Source organism: Pseudomonas sp. W2-17 (assembly GCF_041060445.1).
Lineage (GTDB): Bacteria > Pseudomonadota > Gammaproteobacteria > Pseudomonadales > Pseudomonadaceae > Aquipseudomonas.
This window is the reverse complement of sequence record NZ_JAUFNS010000013.1, coordinates 42687-58328: the sequence shown is the minus strand read 5'-3', so window position 1 is coordinate 58328 and position 15642 is coordinate 42687. Positions and strand designations below refer to the sequence as shown.

The following is a 15642-nucleotide window of genomic DNA, read 5'->3' as shown; positions in this document are numbered from 1 at the left end:
GTATTCTTCGCCCTTATCAACAGGAATTAAAATGAGCGAAAGCTTTGCTGAACTTTTCGAAGAAAGCCTAAAGACTCTTAACCTTCAGGCCGGTTCGATCATCACCGCGATCATCGTCGATATCGATTACCAGGCTGGTTGGGTCACCGTTCACGCTGGTCTGAAGTCTGAAGGCCTCATCCCGCTGGAGCAGTTCCACAACGACGCTGGCGAGCTGACCATCAAGATTGGCGATGAAGTGCACGTTGCGCTGGACGCGGTCGAAGACGGCTTTGGCGAAACCAAGCTGTCCCGCGAAAAAGCCAAGCGTGCGGAGTGCTGGATCGTTCTGGAAGCGGCTTTCGCAGCTGAGGAAGTGGTCAAGGGCGTTATCAACGGTAAGGTTAAAGGCGGCTTCACAGTCGACGTTAACGGCATCCGTGCGTTCCTGCCAGGTTCTCTGGTTGACGTCCGTCCGGTGCGCGACACCACGCACCTGGAAGGCAAAGAGCTGGAATTCAAGGTCATCAAGCTGGACCAGAAGCGCAACAACGTTGTCGTTTCCCGTCGCAGTGTCCTGGAAGCCGAAAACAGCGCCGAGCGCGAAGCTCTGCTGGAATCGCTGCAGGAAGGCCAACAGGTCAAGGGTATCGTCAAGAACCTCACCGATTACGGCGCATTCGTCGATCTGGGTGGCGTCGATGGCCTGCTGCACATCACCGACATGGCCTGGAAGCGCATCAAGCATCCATCGGAAATCGTCAACGTTGGCGATGAGATCGATGTAAAGGTCCTGAAATACGATCGCGAGCGCAATCGTGTTTCCCTGGGTCTGAAGCAACTGGGTGAAGATCCATGGGTTGCTATCAAGGCTCGTTACCCGGAAGGCACTCGCGTTACCGCGCGTGTTACCAACCTGACCGACTACGGCTGCTTCGCAGAGCTGGAAGAAGGCGTGGAAGGCCTGGTACACGTTTCCGAAATGGACTGGACCAACAAGAACATCCACCCGTCTAAAGTCGTTCAGGTTGGCGACGAAGTGGAAGTCATGGTTCTGGACATCGACGAAGAGCGTCGTCGTATCTCCCTCGGCATCAAGCAGTGCAAATCTAACCCGTGGGAAGATTTCTCTGGGCAGTTCAACAAGGGCGACAAGATCTCCGGCACCATCAAGTCGATCACCGATTTCGGTATCTTCATTGGTCTGGACGGCGGCATCGACGGCCTGGTTCACCTGTCCGACATTTCCTGGAACGAAGTGGGCGAAGAAGCCGTTCGCCGTTTCAAGAAGGGCGACGAGCTTGACACCGTGATCCTGTCGGTTGATCCAGAGCGTGAGCGCATCTCGCTGGGTATCAAGCAGCTGGAAAGCGATCCGTTCTCCGAGTACGTCACTGTCAATGACAAAGGCGCTATCGTCCGCGGTATCGTTAAAGAAGTTGACGCCAAAGGCGCCATCATCACTCTGGCCGACGACATCGAAGCGACCCTCAAAGCCTCCGAAATCAGCCGTGACCGCGTTGAAGACGCGCGTAACGTTCTGAAAGAAGGCGAAGAGATCGAAGCCAAGATCATCAGCGTTGACCGCAAGAGCCGCGTGATCAGCTTGTCCATCAAGTCGAAAGACGTTGAAGACGAGAAAGAAGCGATTCAGAGCCTGCGTAGCAAGCCTGAAACCGCTGAAAGCACTGGTCCTACCACTCTGGGTGACCTGCTGCGTGCTCAAATGGAAAAGCAGAACTGAGTTCTGTCTGACCATTGAAAAAGGGCGACTTCGGTCGCCCTTTTTTGTGGGCGAGTGTTTTTGAGCTGTGTTCGGCCAATGCCTGTTGAGGATCTTCAACCTCCACTCATTTAAGTCTGGACATACTCTGTTCAAATCCTTCTGGTCATGCTAAAACCTTCAAAGCGCTTTACCTAGCTGCTTGAAAAAGAAGGGAAAAATATGACGAAGTCGGAGTTGATCGAACGAATTGTCACCCATCAAGGACTGCTCTCATCCAAAGATGTGGAGTTGGCCATCAAGACCATGCTCGAGCAGATGTCGCAGTGCCTGGCGACAGGCGACCGTATTGAAATACGCGGCTTCGGCAGCTTCTCCCTCCACTATCGCGCGCCTCGCGTAGGCCGTAATCCTAAGACAGGTCAGTCTGTCAGCCTCGACGGCAAGTTCGTTCCTCACTTCAAACCAGGCAAAGAGCTCCGCGACCGGGTGAACGAAGAAGAGGAGCATGAGCTCCAATAGCTCTTTGAGGAGTTCTCATGCGAAATGTGAAGCGTCTGATCTTTCTGGCTATCGCCCTGTTGATCGCAGCGGTGATTGTGGTATTTGTGCTGGAAAACCAGCAGAACGTCGCCCTGATGTTCTTTGGCTGGAATGCACCCGAGCTGCCGGTCGCCGTGCCGGTGATCTTTGCATTGTTGGTGGGCATGTTGATTGGCCCCCTGCTGGTTTCAGTCGCGCGTCTGCGCAGGAAACCCAAGGCGTCACGTCTACCCTGATAGAATCCCCGCGCGCCAGACACCTCGACGCTTGCGTTGAAGATAATTACAAGCGCACCTATAACTAATCTCCTTTTTCAATGCCTAACCCACGCCTCAAGCTTTCAGGCGCGAGGGTTGCGTGCAGTTCGTCATTCGAGCTGCTTCTACTGAACAGAGGAACCTTCGGGTTTTTTCGTCGCATAGGTTTTTACACATGAATTCCGACTATCCCGCTCTTCAGACTCGCTGCTTCAAGGCCTACGACATCCGTGGCCAAGTGCCCAATGACCTGGACGATGACATCGCATACCGCATAGGGCGGTCCATGGTTGTCGAACTGGGTGCCAAAAATATCGTAGTGGGCCGAGACATGCGTCTTGAAAGCCCGGCCCTGGCTCAAGCGTTGATCAAAGGCATTCAGGAAGCCGGCGCGGATGTCATCGACATCGGCCTGTGCGGCACCGAAGAAGTCTACTTCGCCACCAGCCACTACGAAGCAGACGGCGGCGTGATGGTCACGGCCAGTCATAACCCGAAGGGTTATAACGGCATGAAGCTGGTCCAGAAATCGTCCCGTCCCATCAGCGGTGATACCGGGCTTGATGCCATTCGCCAGCGCGTCGATGCGGGCGATTTCGGTCAGGTTGCCGCTCAGCACGGTAGCGTTCAGTCCAAGCCGGACAAGACCGCCTACATCGAACACTTGCTGACCTACGTCAAAGACGCCGATCTTCGTCCACTGAAGATCCTTGCGGACCCGGGCAATGGCGCGGTCGGTCCTGCACTGGACGCGATCCGCTCCCAGCTGCCGTTCGAGTGGGTAATCATCAACGCTGAACCGGATGGCAACTTCCCCAACGGCGTGCCTAACCCGCTGCTGCCGGAAAACCGCAGCATCACCCGCGACGCGCTGCTCAAGCACGGCTGCGATCTGGGCCTGGCGTGGGACGGCGATTTCGACCGCTGCTTCTTCTTTGACGAGCAGGGCCGTTTCGTCGAGGGCTACTACCTGGTGGGCCTGCTGGCCGAAATGCTGCTCAAGCAACACCCGGGCTCGAAAATCATTCATGACCCACGCCTGACCTGGAACACCATTGATCAGGTCAAGCAGGCGGGCGGTACGCCGGTGCTGTGCAAAACCGGTCACGCGTTCATCAAGGAGCGCATGCGCCTGGAAGACGCCGTGTATGGCGGCGAAATGAGTGCTCACCACTACTTCCGCGATTTTGCCTACTGCGACAGTGGCATGATCCCGTGGCTGCTGGTCGCCGCGCTGATGTCGGTGTCCGGCAAGAAGTTCTCGCAACTGGTTGATGAGCGCATGGCGGCCTACCCATGCAGCGGCGAAATCAACTACAAGGTCGAAGACGTCAAATCCATCATCGCCAAGATCCTGGAACACTACACGCCGTCCTGCTCGAACATCGACAGAACCGACGGCATCAGCCTCGAGTTCGCCGAATGGCGCTTCAACCTGCGCGGCTCCAACACCGAGCCGTTGCTGCGTCTGAACGTCGAGAGCCGTCGTGACCCAGCGCTCGTTGAAGCCAAGGTCAAAGAGATCGAAGCGCTGATCAACGGCAAGTGATGCACTTGGCGCGCGGTCCTGCCGACTGAATGGCAGGGCGGCGGGCCAATCGTCTACAATGGCGCCGCTGTTTCGCAGCGGCCGTCATGATGGACGGCGAATTCTTATGTGCATGGATCGGATATGACCAGAAAAATCCTGGTAACAGGCAGTTCGGGATTTTTGGGAACAGCGCTGGTTGACCACCTTGCACACCTGCCCGACGCACACATTGTCGCGGTCCGCAGACGGGCAACGCCCAACTCTTCTCCAAACGTGACGACGGCCACCGTTGCCGGCCTGAACGCCGACACCCCATGGCAAGCCGTTCTGCACGACGTCGACACGGTCATTCACGCCGCAGCGCGGGTGCATGTCATGCACGACACCGCGGCCGAGCCGCTTTCGCTGTACCGGGAGGTCAACACCCTCGGGACACTGAATCTGGCTGAGCAGGCCGCCGCAGCAGGCGTCCGGCGTTTCATCTTTATCAGCACAATCAAGGTCAACGGCGAGTCCACCGCGCGGGGCGAATGCTTTCGTCCGGACGACGCGCCCAATCCAAGCGATCCCTACGCCATCTCCAAGCACGAAGCGGAACAAGGCCTTCTGGCGCTGGCCAAAACCTGCGCGATGGAAGTCGTCATCATCCGCCCGGTGCTGGTTTACGGCCCCGGCGTCAAAGCCAACTTCCTGCAACTGATGCGCACGCTGCGCAAGGGCGTGCCGCTGCCACTGGGTGCGGTGAACAATGCGCGCAGCCTGGTCTCGCTGGATAACCTGACCGACCTGATCCGCGTCTGCATCGATCATCCTGCCGCCGCGAACCAGGTCTTTCTGGTCAGCGATGACCAGGACCTCTCCACGACCGAACTGGCCAGCCGCCTCAAGGCGCAGATGAGGGCATCCGGTTGGCTCATTCCCGTACCCGAATCCCTTATCATGCTCGGCGCCACACTGTTGGGGCGTAAATCGGCGGCCGAGCGTGTGCTGGGTTCGCTGCGGGTGGACATCAGCAAAACCCGCGAACGGTTGCAGTGGCAGCCGCCGGTGTTGGCAGAGGACGGCCTCAAGAAGACCGTCGAGCATTTTCTGGTGACGGATCGAGCATGAATTATTGGTGGGTCGCAGTTGCGGTTGTCGTGTTTGCGTTTGCGCTGACGCATGTATTGCGACGCTATGCGCTGCACAAAAGCTTGCTTGATATCCCGAACGGTAGAAGCTCTCACACCCTTCCGACGCCACGGGGCGGCGGTGTGGCGATTGTCATCAGTTATCTGGTCGCGCTGGTCTGGTTGCTATGGGCGGGACTGATGGGCCGCGAGCTGTTCCTGGCCCTGTTCGGCGCGGGCGCGTTGATCGCAGCGCTGGGGTTTCTCGACGATCACGGCCACATCGCCGCGCGATGGCGCTTGCTGGGGCATTTCTTCGCCGCGGCGTGGGCGTTGTTCTGGTTAGGCGGCCTTCCGGCAATCAGCGTGTTCGGCGTGACGCTCGATCCGGGCTTGATCGTTAACGTGCTGACGGCGTTCTACCTGGTGTGGCTGCTCAATCTGTATAACTTCATGGACGGCATCGACGGCCTTGCCAGCGTAGAGGCAATCTGTGTCTGCGTTGGCGCGGCGATCATCTACGCCCTGAGCGGTGTTGCCACCCTGGTGTGGCTGCCGATCCTGTTGGCGTGCGCCGTGGCGGGCTTTCTGTTCTGGAATTTCCCTCCGGCGAAGATCTTCATGGGTGACGCCGGCAGCGGATTCCTCGGCATCATGCTCGGTTGTCTGTCACTCCAGGGCGCGTGGATTTCCTCGCAGTTCTTGTGGGTATGGCTTATTCTCCTCGGGGTTTTCATCGTAGACGCTACAGTAACCCTCATCCGTCGGCTCGTTCGGGGCGACAAGGTCTATGAGGCGCACAGAAGTCACGCTTATCAATTTGCCTCGCGGCGGTTTGGCAAGCACCTTCCAGTGACGTCCGCAGTCGGTGTAATCAATCTGTGCTGGCTGTTGCCGGTCGCTGTGTGTGTCGCCCGTTTCGGGCTGGACGGCGCACTCGGCGTGATCATTGCTTACACTCCACTGCTCGCCCTGGCAGTCATCTTCAAGGCAGGGGCGCTTGAAAAGGGCTGAGCGTGGACATTGGCGCTGATGCTGTTGATCCGATTCCCCTGTGGGGCAGGAATCAATGGCCGGTGCAGGGGTCGACTGAAAGGAGTTTGAACGCGTGCTTGAGGGGATGATGGGAAAAATACGCACTTCGCTGCTGGCGCTGCCTCGCCGGCACAAGCGGATCATGCAGGTCGCCGCAGACGTCTGTCTGATCTGGTTCGCGTTGTGGATGGCGTTTGTCGTCCGCCTGGGCATTGATGAACTCATCAACCCCCTGGAAATCCATACCTGGCTGTTCGCAAGCGCGCCCGTTGTGGCGATCCCGTTGTTCATTCGTTTCGGCATGTACCGCGCGGTGATGCGCTATTTCGGCAACGACGCCCTGATTGCCATTATCAAAGCCGTCAGCCTCTCGGCTCTGATTCTCGGGGTCGTGGTCTATCTCTACAGCAACCACCAGCACGTGGTGCCGCGATCGGTGATGTTCAATTACTGGTGGCTGAGCATGGTCATGATCGGTGGCCTGCGCCTGGCAATGCGTCAGTATTTTCTCGGCGACTGGTTTTCCGCCGCTCGCCATGTGCCCTTTGCCACCCGCGACGATGGCCTGCCAAAAGTCGCCATCTACGGTGCCGGCGCGGCAGGTAACCAATTGGTCGCTGCACTGCGCATGGGCCGGTCGATGCGGCCGGTGGCGTTCATCGATGATGACGATTCGATTTCCAACCGGGTCATTTCCGGACTGCTGGTCTACAAGCCCAAGCATATTCAGCAGATGATCGACGTCACCGGCGCCCAGGAAATCCTGCTGGCGATTCCGTCGTCGGCCCGAGCCCGTCGGCGGGAAATCCTTGGCTTCCTGGAAGGCTTCCCGCTTCATGTTCGCAGCGTGCCGAATTTCTCTGATCTGGCGGCTGGCCGAGTGAAGGTTGACGATCTTCAGGAAGTCGACATCGCCGACCTGCTCGGGCGCGACGCCGTGCCTGCGCAAGAGGAACTCCTCGAACACTGCATCAAGAACCAGTGCGTACTGGTAACCGGGGCAGGGGGCTCGATCGGCTCGGAGCTGTGCCGGCAGATCCTGCTGCTGAAGCCGACCACGCTGTTACTGCTCGATCACAGCGAATTCAACCTGTACACGATTCTGACCGAGCTGGAGCGGCGGGTGGCCCGAGAGTCGCTCAAGGTCAAACTGCTGCCGATCCTGGGCTCCATCCGCAATCACGCCAAGCTTCTGGACGTGATGAAGACCTGGCAGGTCAACACCGTGTACCACGCGGCGGCCTACAAGCATGTGCCGATGGTCGAGCACAACATCGCCGAAGGCGTGCTCAACAACGTGGTCGGTACGCTCAACGCGGCCCAAGCGGCGCTGCAGGCGGGCGTGGCCAACTTCGTGTTGATTTCCACCGACAAGGCCGTGCGCCCGACCAATGTGATGGGCAGCACCAAGCGCCTGGCCGAGCTTACGTTGCAGGCACTGAGCCGGGAGACCGCGCCGGTGATGTTCGGCGACCGCTCCAATGTGCATCAGGTCAACAAGACGCGATTCATCATGGTGCGATTCGGCAACGTACTGGGTTCATCCGGTTCGGTGATTCCGCTGTTCCATCAGCAGATCAAATCCGGTGGCCCGCTGACGGTCACCCACCCGAAAATCACCCGCTACTTCATGACCATCCCGGAAGCGGCGCAATTGGTGATCCAGGCCGGTTCCATGGGGCAGGGCGGCGATGTCTTCGTGCTCGACATGGGCGAGCCGGTGCGCATCATCGAGCTGGCCGAGAAGATGGTGCACCTGTCGGGCCTGAGCATCCGCTCGGAGCACAATCCCCAGGGCGACATTGCCATTGAGTTCACCGGGCTGCGGCCTGGCGAGAAGCTCTATGAGGAACTGTTGATCGGCAACAACGTGGCGGCGACTCGCCACCCGATGATCATGAGCGCGCAGGAAGACTTTCTGTCGTGGGACGTCTTCAAGCAGAGTCTCTCGCAGCTGCTCAAGGCACTGGACGACGACGATTACACCCGCGTTCGGCAGATCCTCGGCGATACGGTCAGCGGTTATGCGCCAGAGGGCGATATCGTCGACTGGATTCACCAGCAGCGTCGCCGGGAACCGTAGACGCTCGCGTTCCGGAAACCTTTTCTTACGCAGCGACATTGGGCACTGAAACGAGCGCGAGGCCCGGCTGTACGGGGCCTGCGAGTCGGTACATATCCGGTCACCGATCCCTGCGTTGACGGTCTGCCGCCATCGGCTAGGTTTGGGAAGCAGCTCAGGAATGCTGCTTCCACTTACGATGCCCATGGAGCATGACTCATGCGTACTTCTTATCTGTCCTCTCTGATCTTCGCGCTGTTGGCGGGTACGTCTCTCGCTGTGACTGCCGCGCCTTCTGCCACCCCTGCCGTCACCCCGGCAGACGCCACCCAACCTGCCATTTCCGCGCCAGCGGGCGTGCAAGGCTCAAAGGTCAATCTCAACGCCGCGAGTGCGGAAACCCTTCAGAAAGAGCTGTCCGGCATTGGCGCGGCCAAAGCCAACGCCATCGTTGCTTACCGCGAAGAACACGGCGGATTCACGGCCGTGGATGAGTTGATCGAAGTGAAGGGCATCGGCAAGGCGCTGCTGGACAAGAACCGCGACAAGCTGGCAATTGACTGAAACCCCATGAGCTCAAGGCCGATCTTTGATCGGCCTTTTTTATGCCCGTCATGACTCCAGGCGCACCGTTTACCCACCCACATAGAAAAATGTCGACCGACATATTATTTTTTAAATTACGGGCGTAATATCCCTCCGCAGCTACGCTCACTTTCCCACGGAGAACGTTCATGACTACCCAGACTCAAGGCAAAGCTGTCATCACCGGCGCGTCGTCGGGCATTGGCTTCACCTATGCGGACCGCCTGGCGCAGCGCGGGTTTGATCTGCTGCTGGTGGCCCGTGACCAGTCGCGACTGGAAGCACTGGCGACGGATCTGCGCGCGAAACATTCGATCAATGTCGAGGTGATGAAAGCCGACTTGACCCAGCCCGCCGATGTCAGCGTCCTCGAGCAGCGTCTGCGCTCGGACGCATCCATCACGCTGCTGGTGAACAACGCCGGGGTTGCGCTGAGCACGCCACTCGCCGAATCGGATCTGGGCGAAGTGGACCGTCTGATTCAACTCAACATCGTGGCGCTGACCCATCTGGCGTCCGCCGCAGCGGCCGGTTTTGCGGCGCGCGGTACCGGGGCGATCGTCAATATCGCGTCCGTGGTCCCACTGCTGCCGGAGCGCTTCAACGCGGTGTATGCCGCCAGCAAGGCCTATGTGTTGAGCCTGACCCAGTCGCTCGCCGCCGAGATGAGCGAAAAGGGTGTGCAGGTTCAGGCCGTGCTGCCCGGCGCGACCCGCACTGAAATCTGGGAGCGCGCAGGTCTGGACATCAACGCCTTCCCGCCGGAAATGGTCATGGACGTCAACGAGATGGTCGATGCTTCGCTGGCCGGATTCGATCAGAAAGAGCTGATCACCATTCCATCGTTGCCGGATGCCGCTGACTGGCAGGCCTTCACCCAGGCGCGCTTGGCGCTGGGGCCTAATCTGTCGCTGCAGCACGCGGCGCAACGTTACAAAACGGCTGGCGCTTAACGGTGCCGGCGACTGCCAAAAATGAGGAAAAGGTGAACCCATGAGCGAGCGTCGCATCGTAGTGACAGGTATGGGGCTGGTAACGCCATTGGGCTCCGGCGTCGAAGCGGTATGGAAGCGATTGCTTGAAGGCCGCTCCGGCATTGTGCAGTTGCCTGAGGAGACGGTGGCTGACCTGGCAGGCAAAGTCGGCGGCCCGGTGCCGACCCTGGAGCAAGACCCTGAAGCCGGGTTCGACGCTGACGCCGCGGCGGCGCCCAAGGAGCAGAAGAAGATGGACCGCTTCATCCTGTTTGCGCTGGGCGCTGCGCAACAGGCGGTCAAGCAGGCGGGCTGGGCGCCATCGACTGAGGAGGAGCGGGAGCGTACTGCGACCATCATTGGCGCCGGCGTAGGTGGTTTTGGTGCCATCGCCGAGGCCGTGCGCGTCACGGATACCCGCGGGCCGCGGCGTTTGTCGCCTTTCACCATTCCTTCGTTTCTGGTCAATCTGGCGGCCGGGCATGTGTCGATCCAGCACGGTTTCAAAGGCCCGTTGGGCGCGCCGGTGACGGCGTGTGCGGCGGGTGTTCAGGCGATCGGCGACGCCGCGCGGCTGATCCGCAATGGGGAAGCGGACGTGGCCATCTGCGGTGGCGCCGAAGCCTGTATCGATCGCGTCGCCTTGGGTGGTTTCGCTGCCGCGCGGGCGCTTTCCAATGGTTTCAATGACACACCGGAGCGCGCTTCAAGGCCCTTCGACCGTGACCGCGACGGCTTCGTCATGGGCGAAGGCGCAGGGATCATCGTCATCGAAACCCTGGAGCATGCACTCGCCCGCGGGGCAACGCCCATTGTCGAACTGGTCGGTTACGGCACCAGCGCGGACGCTTATCACCTGACGGCGGGTCCGGAGGATGGCAGTGGCGCGCGCCGGGCGATGCAGGCAGCGATCCGCCAGGCCGGCATTCAGCCCTCCGATGTTCAGCACGTCAACGCCCACGCCACGTCGACTCCGGTGGGCGACAGGGGTGAAATGGCCGCGATCAAAACGGTGTTCGGCGACCAGAATGGCGTCGTCGTGACGTCGACCAAATCAGCCACCGGGCACTTGCTCGGCGCGGCGGGCGGTATCGAGGCGATCTTCACGGCATTGGCGATCCGCGATCAGATCGCGCCGATGACCCTTAATCTGGAGAACCCTGATGAAGCGGCGGCAGGCATTGATATCGTCCATGGCAAGGCGCGCCCGATGAACATCGAGTACGCACTGTCCAACGGTTTTGGCTTCGGGGGCGTGAACGCCAGCGTGCTGTTTCGTCGCTGGCATCCCTGAAAGGCATCGCTGCAATATGCGGGACGCTTCACTGCCCGGAAAGGGCAGGGAAGTGAGCGTCAGCCTTCGATCAGTTGCTTGAGCTGATCGCGGGTGGTCTCCAGAATCCGCTCGGCCAGCGCCGGATCCTTTGCGCTGCGCGCCAGCACCATCGCCCCCACCAGACCGGACATGAGCATCACGCTCTTGTCGCTGCTTTGCCCGTCGGCCGGCATTCCTGCTTCGAGGGTGGCGAGCATGCGGTTGATCAGTTCGTCAGTAATCTCGCTCGGTTGACCGCGTTGGCCCAGCTCCGACGCCATGGTCGGCAACGGGCAACCCTTTTCCGGGTGATCGCGATGGGCCGTCGACAGGTATGCGTCGATGAACGCCTGGGTCGAGCTGTCTTCGGCCAGTTTCTCCGCGCGCGAGGCTTGCATCTGGTCGACAGCGCAGCGCAGGGATTTCTCGACCAGGTCGTCCTTGGATTTGAAGTGGGCATAAAAACCACCGTGGGTCAGGCCCAGTGCCTTCATCAACGGCTGCAAACCGGTGGCGCCGATGCCGTCACGGCGAAAGCGTGCGGCGGCTTCCTGAAGGATGCGCTGGTGGGTCTGGGCTTTGTGATCTTCGGCGTAACGCATGGAGCGAGCCTCCCGACTGTGGCTCTTGAAATGGTGGTCGACATTTTTACACGGATGACACGTCGGTGCAGTACCCGCGTTGTCACGCGTGTCGCCACCGGTCAGAAGGGCCCACGCCAGACCGCCTCAATAATCCGCGGCTATTTGGGACCCATCATCTTCGTCAGTGCCTCAGGCCGGGGCGCGCCTTGTTGCTGCTGCAGGTGCCCAGCTTCGTCCTTGTAGAAGATCGACGGTGTGGCGGACAGGCCCATGTCTTCCATCAGTTTCATGTTGGCGTCGAGTTTGGCCTGAATGTCTTTGGGGATGTTCTGCATGGCCTTGAGCGTGCTGGCTTTGCCCGCCTGTTCGTGGTTCTGCAGAGCCATTTCCGGGTTCGCATCGGCCAGCAGGCTGGCGGCCTTGGCGGCGCTGTCTTCGCGAATCACGCCGACCATGATGTGACGCAATTGCACTTTGCCGGACGTCACCCAAGGCCGCGCCTGCTCCCAGAACAGGTTGCAGTACGGGCAATTGGCGTCGCTGAACAGGTAGACGACTTTCGGCGCGGTTTTGGCGCCGTCGGCGATCCAGGTGCTGTTTTCCATGCGACTCCACATCGCCTCGGCCATCGGTCCATAGACCAGCTTCTGCAGGGGCGCGGTGCTCAGGTCCTCGCCCTTTTCATTGAACAGATTGCCGGCCAGCACGTGCGTGCCGTCAGGGGTCAGGTACAGCGCCATGCCTTGATTCTGATACTCGGCGGCATAACCCTTCAGCCCGCCCGGTGCGTCGAAGCTGCCTTTGATGGTTGCGCCCTTGGCTTCGAGCGCCTTGATCGGGGCAGGGAGATCTTCGGCGTGAACCAGCGCGCCTGACAGGCTGAGCGAAACGGCGGCGGCGATGAGCGCAGGGCGCATAAAGTTCATGGGGTGGTCCTTGCAGAGAGGAGGCAGACATCCGCTGATGCTGCGGGATGAGTGTGTGCAGCGCGTTCTCGGTTGCCCGATGCTGAGCAGCGGCGATTAACAGTCGATTAACCCTACGGGGCGCGTCGTGTCTGCGGCGGCTCGTGCATAATCCGCCGTTAATCCCTCTGCGCTTCAATCGCCTTTTTTTTGGGGCCGACCATGCACGTACTGCTTTGTGAAGACGACGACCTGATTGCCAGCGGCATCGTCGCGGGCCTCGATGCCCAGGGCCTGACGGTGGATCGCGTGGCCACGGCCTCGTCCGCGCGGGCGATGCTGTCGGCCGCACATTTCGACGTGATGATTCTCGACCTCGGCTTGCCCGATGAAGATGGCCTGAAGCTGTTGCGGCAGTTGCGCCAGCAGGGGGTCGAAATCCCGGTGCTGATTCTCACCGCTCGCGACACCGTGACCGACCGCGTCGACGGCTTACAGGCCGGGGCGGACGATTACCTGCTCAAGCCCTTTGACCTGCGTGAACTCAGCGCGCGCCTGCACACCCTGGTGCGACGCATGGCCGGGCGCAGCGTCAACGTGATCGAACACGGCGTGCTCAGCTACGACCCGAGCAGTCGGGAAACTCGGCTGGCCGGTCAGCCGGTTGATCTCTCCCGCCGTGAACAGGCCTTGCTGCAAGCGTTGCTGAACAACAGCGGCCGCGTGCTTTCCGGCGAGCAGCTGAAGGACTGCGTGTACGGCTTCGGCGACGAGGTCGAGAGCAACGCCCTCAACGTTCACATCCATCACCTGCGGCGCAAACTGGGCGGCGGCATCATCGAAACCGTGCGCGGTCTGGGCTATCGCCTCGGCCCGGCCGGCCTTGATTCGGAGTCCACGCCATGATGAGCCTGCGCACGCGGCTGAGTCTGATCCTGGGCTCGGCGTTCATTCTGATCTGGGTGCTGGCCGCAGCGTGGATGCTGAGGGACTTGCGCACGCAGATGATGCAATCCCTCGATCAACGTCTGGAGGCCTCGGCGCGGATGGTGGCCGGGCTGCTGGAACAGATGCAGATGCCCACCGGCAGCGACACCCGCGCGTTGCGGGCGGACGATCCGGCGTTGCCCAACGGCATGGCGTGTCAATTGAGTTCCCTGCGCGGGCAGGTGCTGGCGCGCACCGACAGCTCGCCGAGTGAACCGCTGAAGGCCGACGCCAGCGGCTTTCATGACCAGATGATCAACGGCGACCACTGGCGCGTGTACACGATGATGCATGACAACGTGCGGGTGACCACCGCCGACCGGCAGATCGAGCGCGACGTGCTGGGGCATTCGGTGCTGTTGGCCGCATCGGTGCCGGTGCTGGTCGCGCTGTTCGGCAGTCTGGCGCTGGTCTGGTTCGGCATCGGCCGGGGGCTGGCGCCGCTCAACCGCATGCGCGACGCCTTGAATCGGCACAGCGCCGACTCGGTCGAGCCGCTGGACGTGCCGAACCTGCCCACCGAGTTGCAGCCGCTGCTGGTCAGCCAGAATCAGCTGTTTCAGCGCATCGCCCAGACCCTGGAGCGCGAGCGGCGGCTGACCGGCGACGCTGCCCATGAACTGCGCAGCCCGCTCACGGCCATCAAGACCCATCTGCAAGTGGCGCGCATGACCGACGGCCAGAAGCGCGACACGGCGCTGGCCCATGCGGAGGAGGGCGCCGACCGGATGCACCGCACCCTTGAACAGCTGCTGCTGTTGGCGCGGGTCGAGGGCAGCCTGTCGTTTGACGACGGCGTGCAGTGCGACGCCGAGCAGGTCGCGCGGCTGGCCATTCACGATGCCAGTCACGGCGACGAACAACGTATCGAACTGATCCTGCCGTCGCAGCTGTCCCGCGCCGCCGTGCAGATGCCGGCGGCACTGGCGGTCGCCGCGTTGCGCAATCTGCTGGACAACGCGCTGCGCCACAGCCAGGCCGATGCGAAGGTGGTACTGAGTGTCGAAACCTTCGACGGGCAGGCGCATTTCCGCGTTCGCGATCATGGCCCCGGCATTCCCGAGCCGGACCTGGACAAGCTCACCCAACGCTTCTGGCGCAACGGCAAGAGCCCTGGCGCCGGGCTGGGCTTGGCGATTGTTCAGGCCATTGTTCAGCGTTGCGCGTGCTCGCTGCGCTTTGACAGCCGTCATGACGGTTTGCGGGTGGAGCTGAGCATGCCGTTGCGGCGGGATGTCGCAGGCGAGTGAGCTGTGGGAAGGATCTGAAAGTGCAGTCAGCCTGGCATTGAGTGTCAGGCCGACTGTTTGCTGAATGTCCGCTACTCCGGCATGGCCGAAGAGTGGTGGGAGGTAATCAGCCATTGGTTATCCACAAGTGCGTACGTGAAGGTGTAACGCGCCTGGACTTCTGAATTGTCGCTGAAACGAAATGTGTAAGTACCGGTGTCGATTGCGCTGTTGCAACTTGTGATGACCGTGCTGCTGTCGAGGGTGCCGACGGGCTTGTTCTTGAGAAACTTATTGAAGTAATCGAGTTTGCCGGCAAGGTCTGTTCTGGGCTGGTTGGAGAGGGTCGGCAGCAGCACGGCATCGGCCGTGTAGTTCGCCGCCACCTTGCCTGAGTCGCCTGTCTGCAGTGCGTTGTTCCAGCGTTCGAACAGGATTTTCGCGTGTTGCTGATCAAGTGTTGCGCATTGCGCGGGAGCGTTGTTTGCACGCGCGTAAGTGCTTGCAGTGAGCAGTGTGATGACGGCAAATGTCTTGAGCATGCGTTACCTTCCATGGGCGGTTGAATGTGGGTCGAGAGCCTAATGGAGGGCTAACGGAAGTTGTACTCCCATGGATTTACAATACATTTCGCACACTAATTCGTCCGTTTTCGGTGTGGGAATTTTCTGGTTTTTTAAGTAAGAAGCGTTGCTGATTTGTGCAGGAAGTTAAGCCGGTTTGTAACTTTCATCAACCGGGCCCGCAGGCTTTTGGTCCGACAAGCCTTTGATTCTGCTCTCTAATCCCGGACAATCGCGCCCCTTTCCCTGTAGAGAACCGGT

15 protein-coding genes are annotated in these 15642 nt (G+C 60.3%); 12 read left to right on the top strand and 3 right to left on the bottom strand.

Annotation, left to right across the window (positions count from 1 at the left end):
* The first annotated feature begins 31 nt into the window (after nt 1–31).
* The 10 genes from rpsA (at nt 32) to fabF (ending at nt 11092) form a co-directional block, all read left to right on the top strand.
* Nucleotides 32–1723, top strand: a complete 1692-nt coding sequence (gene rpsA, locus QWI20_RS17150) for a 30S ribosomal protein S1 (RefSeq protein WP_065992985.1) — start codon at nt 32–34, stop codon at nt 1721–1723.
* Nucleotides 1724–1924: 201 nt separating this feature from the next.
* The gene (gene ihfB / locus QWI20_RS17145) at nt 1925–2224 is read left to right on the top strand and encodes an integration host factor subunit beta (RefSeq protein WP_037011901.1); all 300 of its coding nucleotides are present in this window, start codon (nt 1925–1927) and stop codon (nt 2222–2224) included.
* Between the two features lie 17 nt (nt 2225–2241).
* Complete coding sequence (locus tag QWI20_RS17140) at nt 2242–2481, top strand: lipopolysaccharide assembly protein LapA domain-containing protein (protein ID WP_369306464.1); 240 nt, start codon at nt 2242–2244, stop codon at nt 2479–2481.
* Between the two features lie 196 nt (nt 2482–2677).
* A complete protein-coding gene (locus QWI20_RS17135; protein WP_369306463.1) occupies nt 2678–4051 on the top strand; it encodes a phosphomannomutase in 1374 nt (457 codons plus the stop codon).
* A 123-nt stretch (nt 4052–4174) separates the two neighbouring features.
* Nucleotides 4175–5143, top strand: coding sequence for a UDP-glucose 4-epimerase family protein (locus QWI20_RS17130; RefSeq protein WP_369306462.1), 969 nt, complete (start codon nt 4175–4177; stop codon nt 5141–5143).
* A complete protein-coding gene (locus QWI20_RS17125; RefSeq protein ID WP_369306461.1) occupies nt 5140–6156 on the top strand; it encodes a glycosyltransferase family 4 protein in 1017 nt (338 codons plus the stop codon). The genes QWI20_RS17130 and QWI20_RS17125 overlap by 4 nt, the downstream gene beginning before the upstream one ends.
* Nucleotides 6157–6262: 106 nt before the next feature.
* Nucleotides 6263–8260, top strand: a complete 1998-nt coding sequence (locus QWI20_RS17120) for a polysaccharide biosynthesis protein (RefSeq protein WP_369306552.1) — start codon at nt 6263–6265, stop codon at nt 8258–8260.
* 198 nt (nt 8261–8458) lie between these two features.
* On the top strand, nt 8459–8803 hold the full coding sequence (locus QWI20_RS17115) for a ComEA family DNA-binding protein (RefSeq protein ID WP_369306460.1): 345 nt from the start codon (nt 8459–8461) through the stop codon (nt 8801–8803).
* A gap of 170 nt (nt 8804–8973) precedes the next feature.
* On the top strand, nt 8974–9777 hold the full coding sequence (locus QWI20_RS17110) for an SDR family NAD(P)-dependent oxidoreductase (protein WP_369306459.1): 804 nt from the start codon (nt 8974–8976) through the stop codon (nt 9775–9777).
* 40 nt (nt 9778–9817) lie between these two features.
* Complete coding sequence (fabF, locus tag QWI20_RS17105; RefSeq protein ID WP_369306458.1) at nt 9818–11092, top strand: beta-ketoacyl-ACP synthase II; 1275 nt, start codon at nt 9818–9820, stop codon at nt 11090–11092.
* Nucleotides 11093–11151: 59 nt separating this feature from the next.
* Here the strand turns inward: fabF and QWI20_RS17100 are convergent, their stop codons facing one another.
* Entirely contained in the window at nt 11152–11715 is a 564-nt protein-coding gene (locus tag QWI20_RS17100; RefSeq protein WP_369306457.1) for a TetR/AcrR family transcriptional regulator, read from the bottom strand.
* 140 nt (nt 11716–11855) lie between these two features.
* Entirely contained in the window at nt 11856–12614 is a 759-nt protein-coding gene (gene dsbG, locus QWI20_RS17095) for a thiol:disulfide interchange protein DsbG (RefSeq protein ID WP_369306551.1), read from the bottom strand.
* A 210-nt stretch (nt 12615–12824) separates the two neighbouring features.
* On the opposite strand from dsbG, the gene QWI20_RS17090 reads away from it, so the two are divergent.
* Nucleotides 12825–13508, top strand: a complete 684-nt coding sequence (locus tag QWI20_RS17090; protein WP_369306456.1) for a response regulator — start codon at nt 12825–12827, stop codon at nt 13506–13508.
* Complete coding sequence (locus tag QWI20_RS17085; protein ID WP_369306455.1) at nt 13505–14839, top strand: ATP-binding protein; 1335 nt, start codon at nt 13505–13507, stop codon at nt 14837–14839. The genes QWI20_RS17090 and QWI20_RS17085 overlap by 4 nt, the downstream gene beginning before the upstream one ends.
* A gap of 71 nt (nt 14840–14910) precedes the next feature.
* Here QWI20_RS17085 and QWI20_RS17080 read toward each other — a convergent pair whose 3' ends face one another.
* Entirely contained in the window at nt 14911–15360 is a 450-nt protein-coding gene (locus tag QWI20_RS17080; protein WP_369306454.1) for an SgcJ/EcaC family oxidoreductase, read from the bottom strand.
* Nucleotides 15361–15642: the final 282 nt, after the last annotated feature.

What these genes read in the sequence shown, in the direction of transcription:
- rpsA (WP_065992985.1), top strand. Translation starts at nt 32, where the DNA reads ATGAGCGAAAGCTTTGCTGAACTTTTCGAAGAAAGCCTAAAGACTCTT.
- ihfB (WP_037011901.1), top strand. Translation starts at nt 1,925, where the DNA reads ATGACGAAGTCGGAGTTGATCGAACGAATTGTCACCCATCAAGGACTG.
- QWI20_RS17140 (WP_369306464.1), top strand. Translation starts at nt 2,242, where the DNA reads ATGCGAAATGTGAAGCGTCTGATCTTTCTGGCTATCGCCCTGTTGATC.
- QWI20_RS17135 (WP_369306463.1), top strand. Translation starts at nt 2,678, where the DNA reads ATGAATTCCGACTATCCCGCTCTTCAGACTCGCTGCTTCAAGGCCTAC.
- QWI20_RS17130 (WP_369306462.1), top strand. Translation starts at nt 4,175, where the DNA reads ATGACCAGAAAAATCCTGGTAACAGGCAGTTCGGGATTTTTGGGAACA.
- QWI20_RS17125 (WP_369306461.1), top strand. Translation starts at nt 5,140, where the DNA reads ATGAATTATTGGTGGGTCGCAGTTGCGGTTGTCGTGTTTGCGTTTGCG.
- QWI20_RS17120 (WP_369306552.1), top strand. Translation starts at nt 6,263, where the DNA reads ATGATGGGAAAAATACGCACTTCGCTGCTGGCGCTGCCTCGCCGGCAC.
- QWI20_RS17115 (WP_369306460.1), top strand. Translation starts at nt 8,459, where the DNA reads ATGCGTACTTCTTATCTGTCCTCTCTGATCTTCGCGCTGTTGGCGGGT.
- QWI20_RS17110 (WP_369306459.1), top strand. Translation starts at nt 8,974, where the DNA reads ATGACTACCCAGACTCAAGGCAAAGCTGTCATCACCGGCGCGTCGTCG.
- fabF (WP_369306458.1), top strand. Translation starts at nt 9,818, where the DNA reads ATGAGCGAGCGTCGCATCGTAGTGACAGGTATGGGGCTGGTAACGCCA.
- QWI20_RS17100 (WP_369306457.1), bottom strand. Translation starts at nt 11,715, where the DNA reads ATGCGTTACGCCGAAGATCACAAAGCCCAGACCCACCAGCGCATCCTT.
- dsbG (WP_369306551.1), bottom strand. Translation starts at nt 12,614, where the DNA reads ATGCGCCCTGCGCTCATCGCCGCCGCCGTTTCGCTCAGCCTGTCAGGC.
- QWI20_RS17090 (WP_369306456.1), top strand. Translation starts at nt 12,825, where the DNA reads ATGCACGTACTGCTTTGTGAAGACGACGACCTGATTGCCAGCGGCATC.
- QWI20_RS17085 (WP_369306455.1), top strand. Translation starts at nt 13,505, where the DNA reads ATGATGAGCCTGCGCACGCGGCTGAGTCTGATCCTGGGCTCGGCGTTC.
- QWI20_RS17080 (WP_369306454.1), bottom strand. Translation starts at nt 15,360, where the DNA reads ATGCTCAAGACATTTGCCGTCATCACACTGCTCACTGCAAGCACTTAC.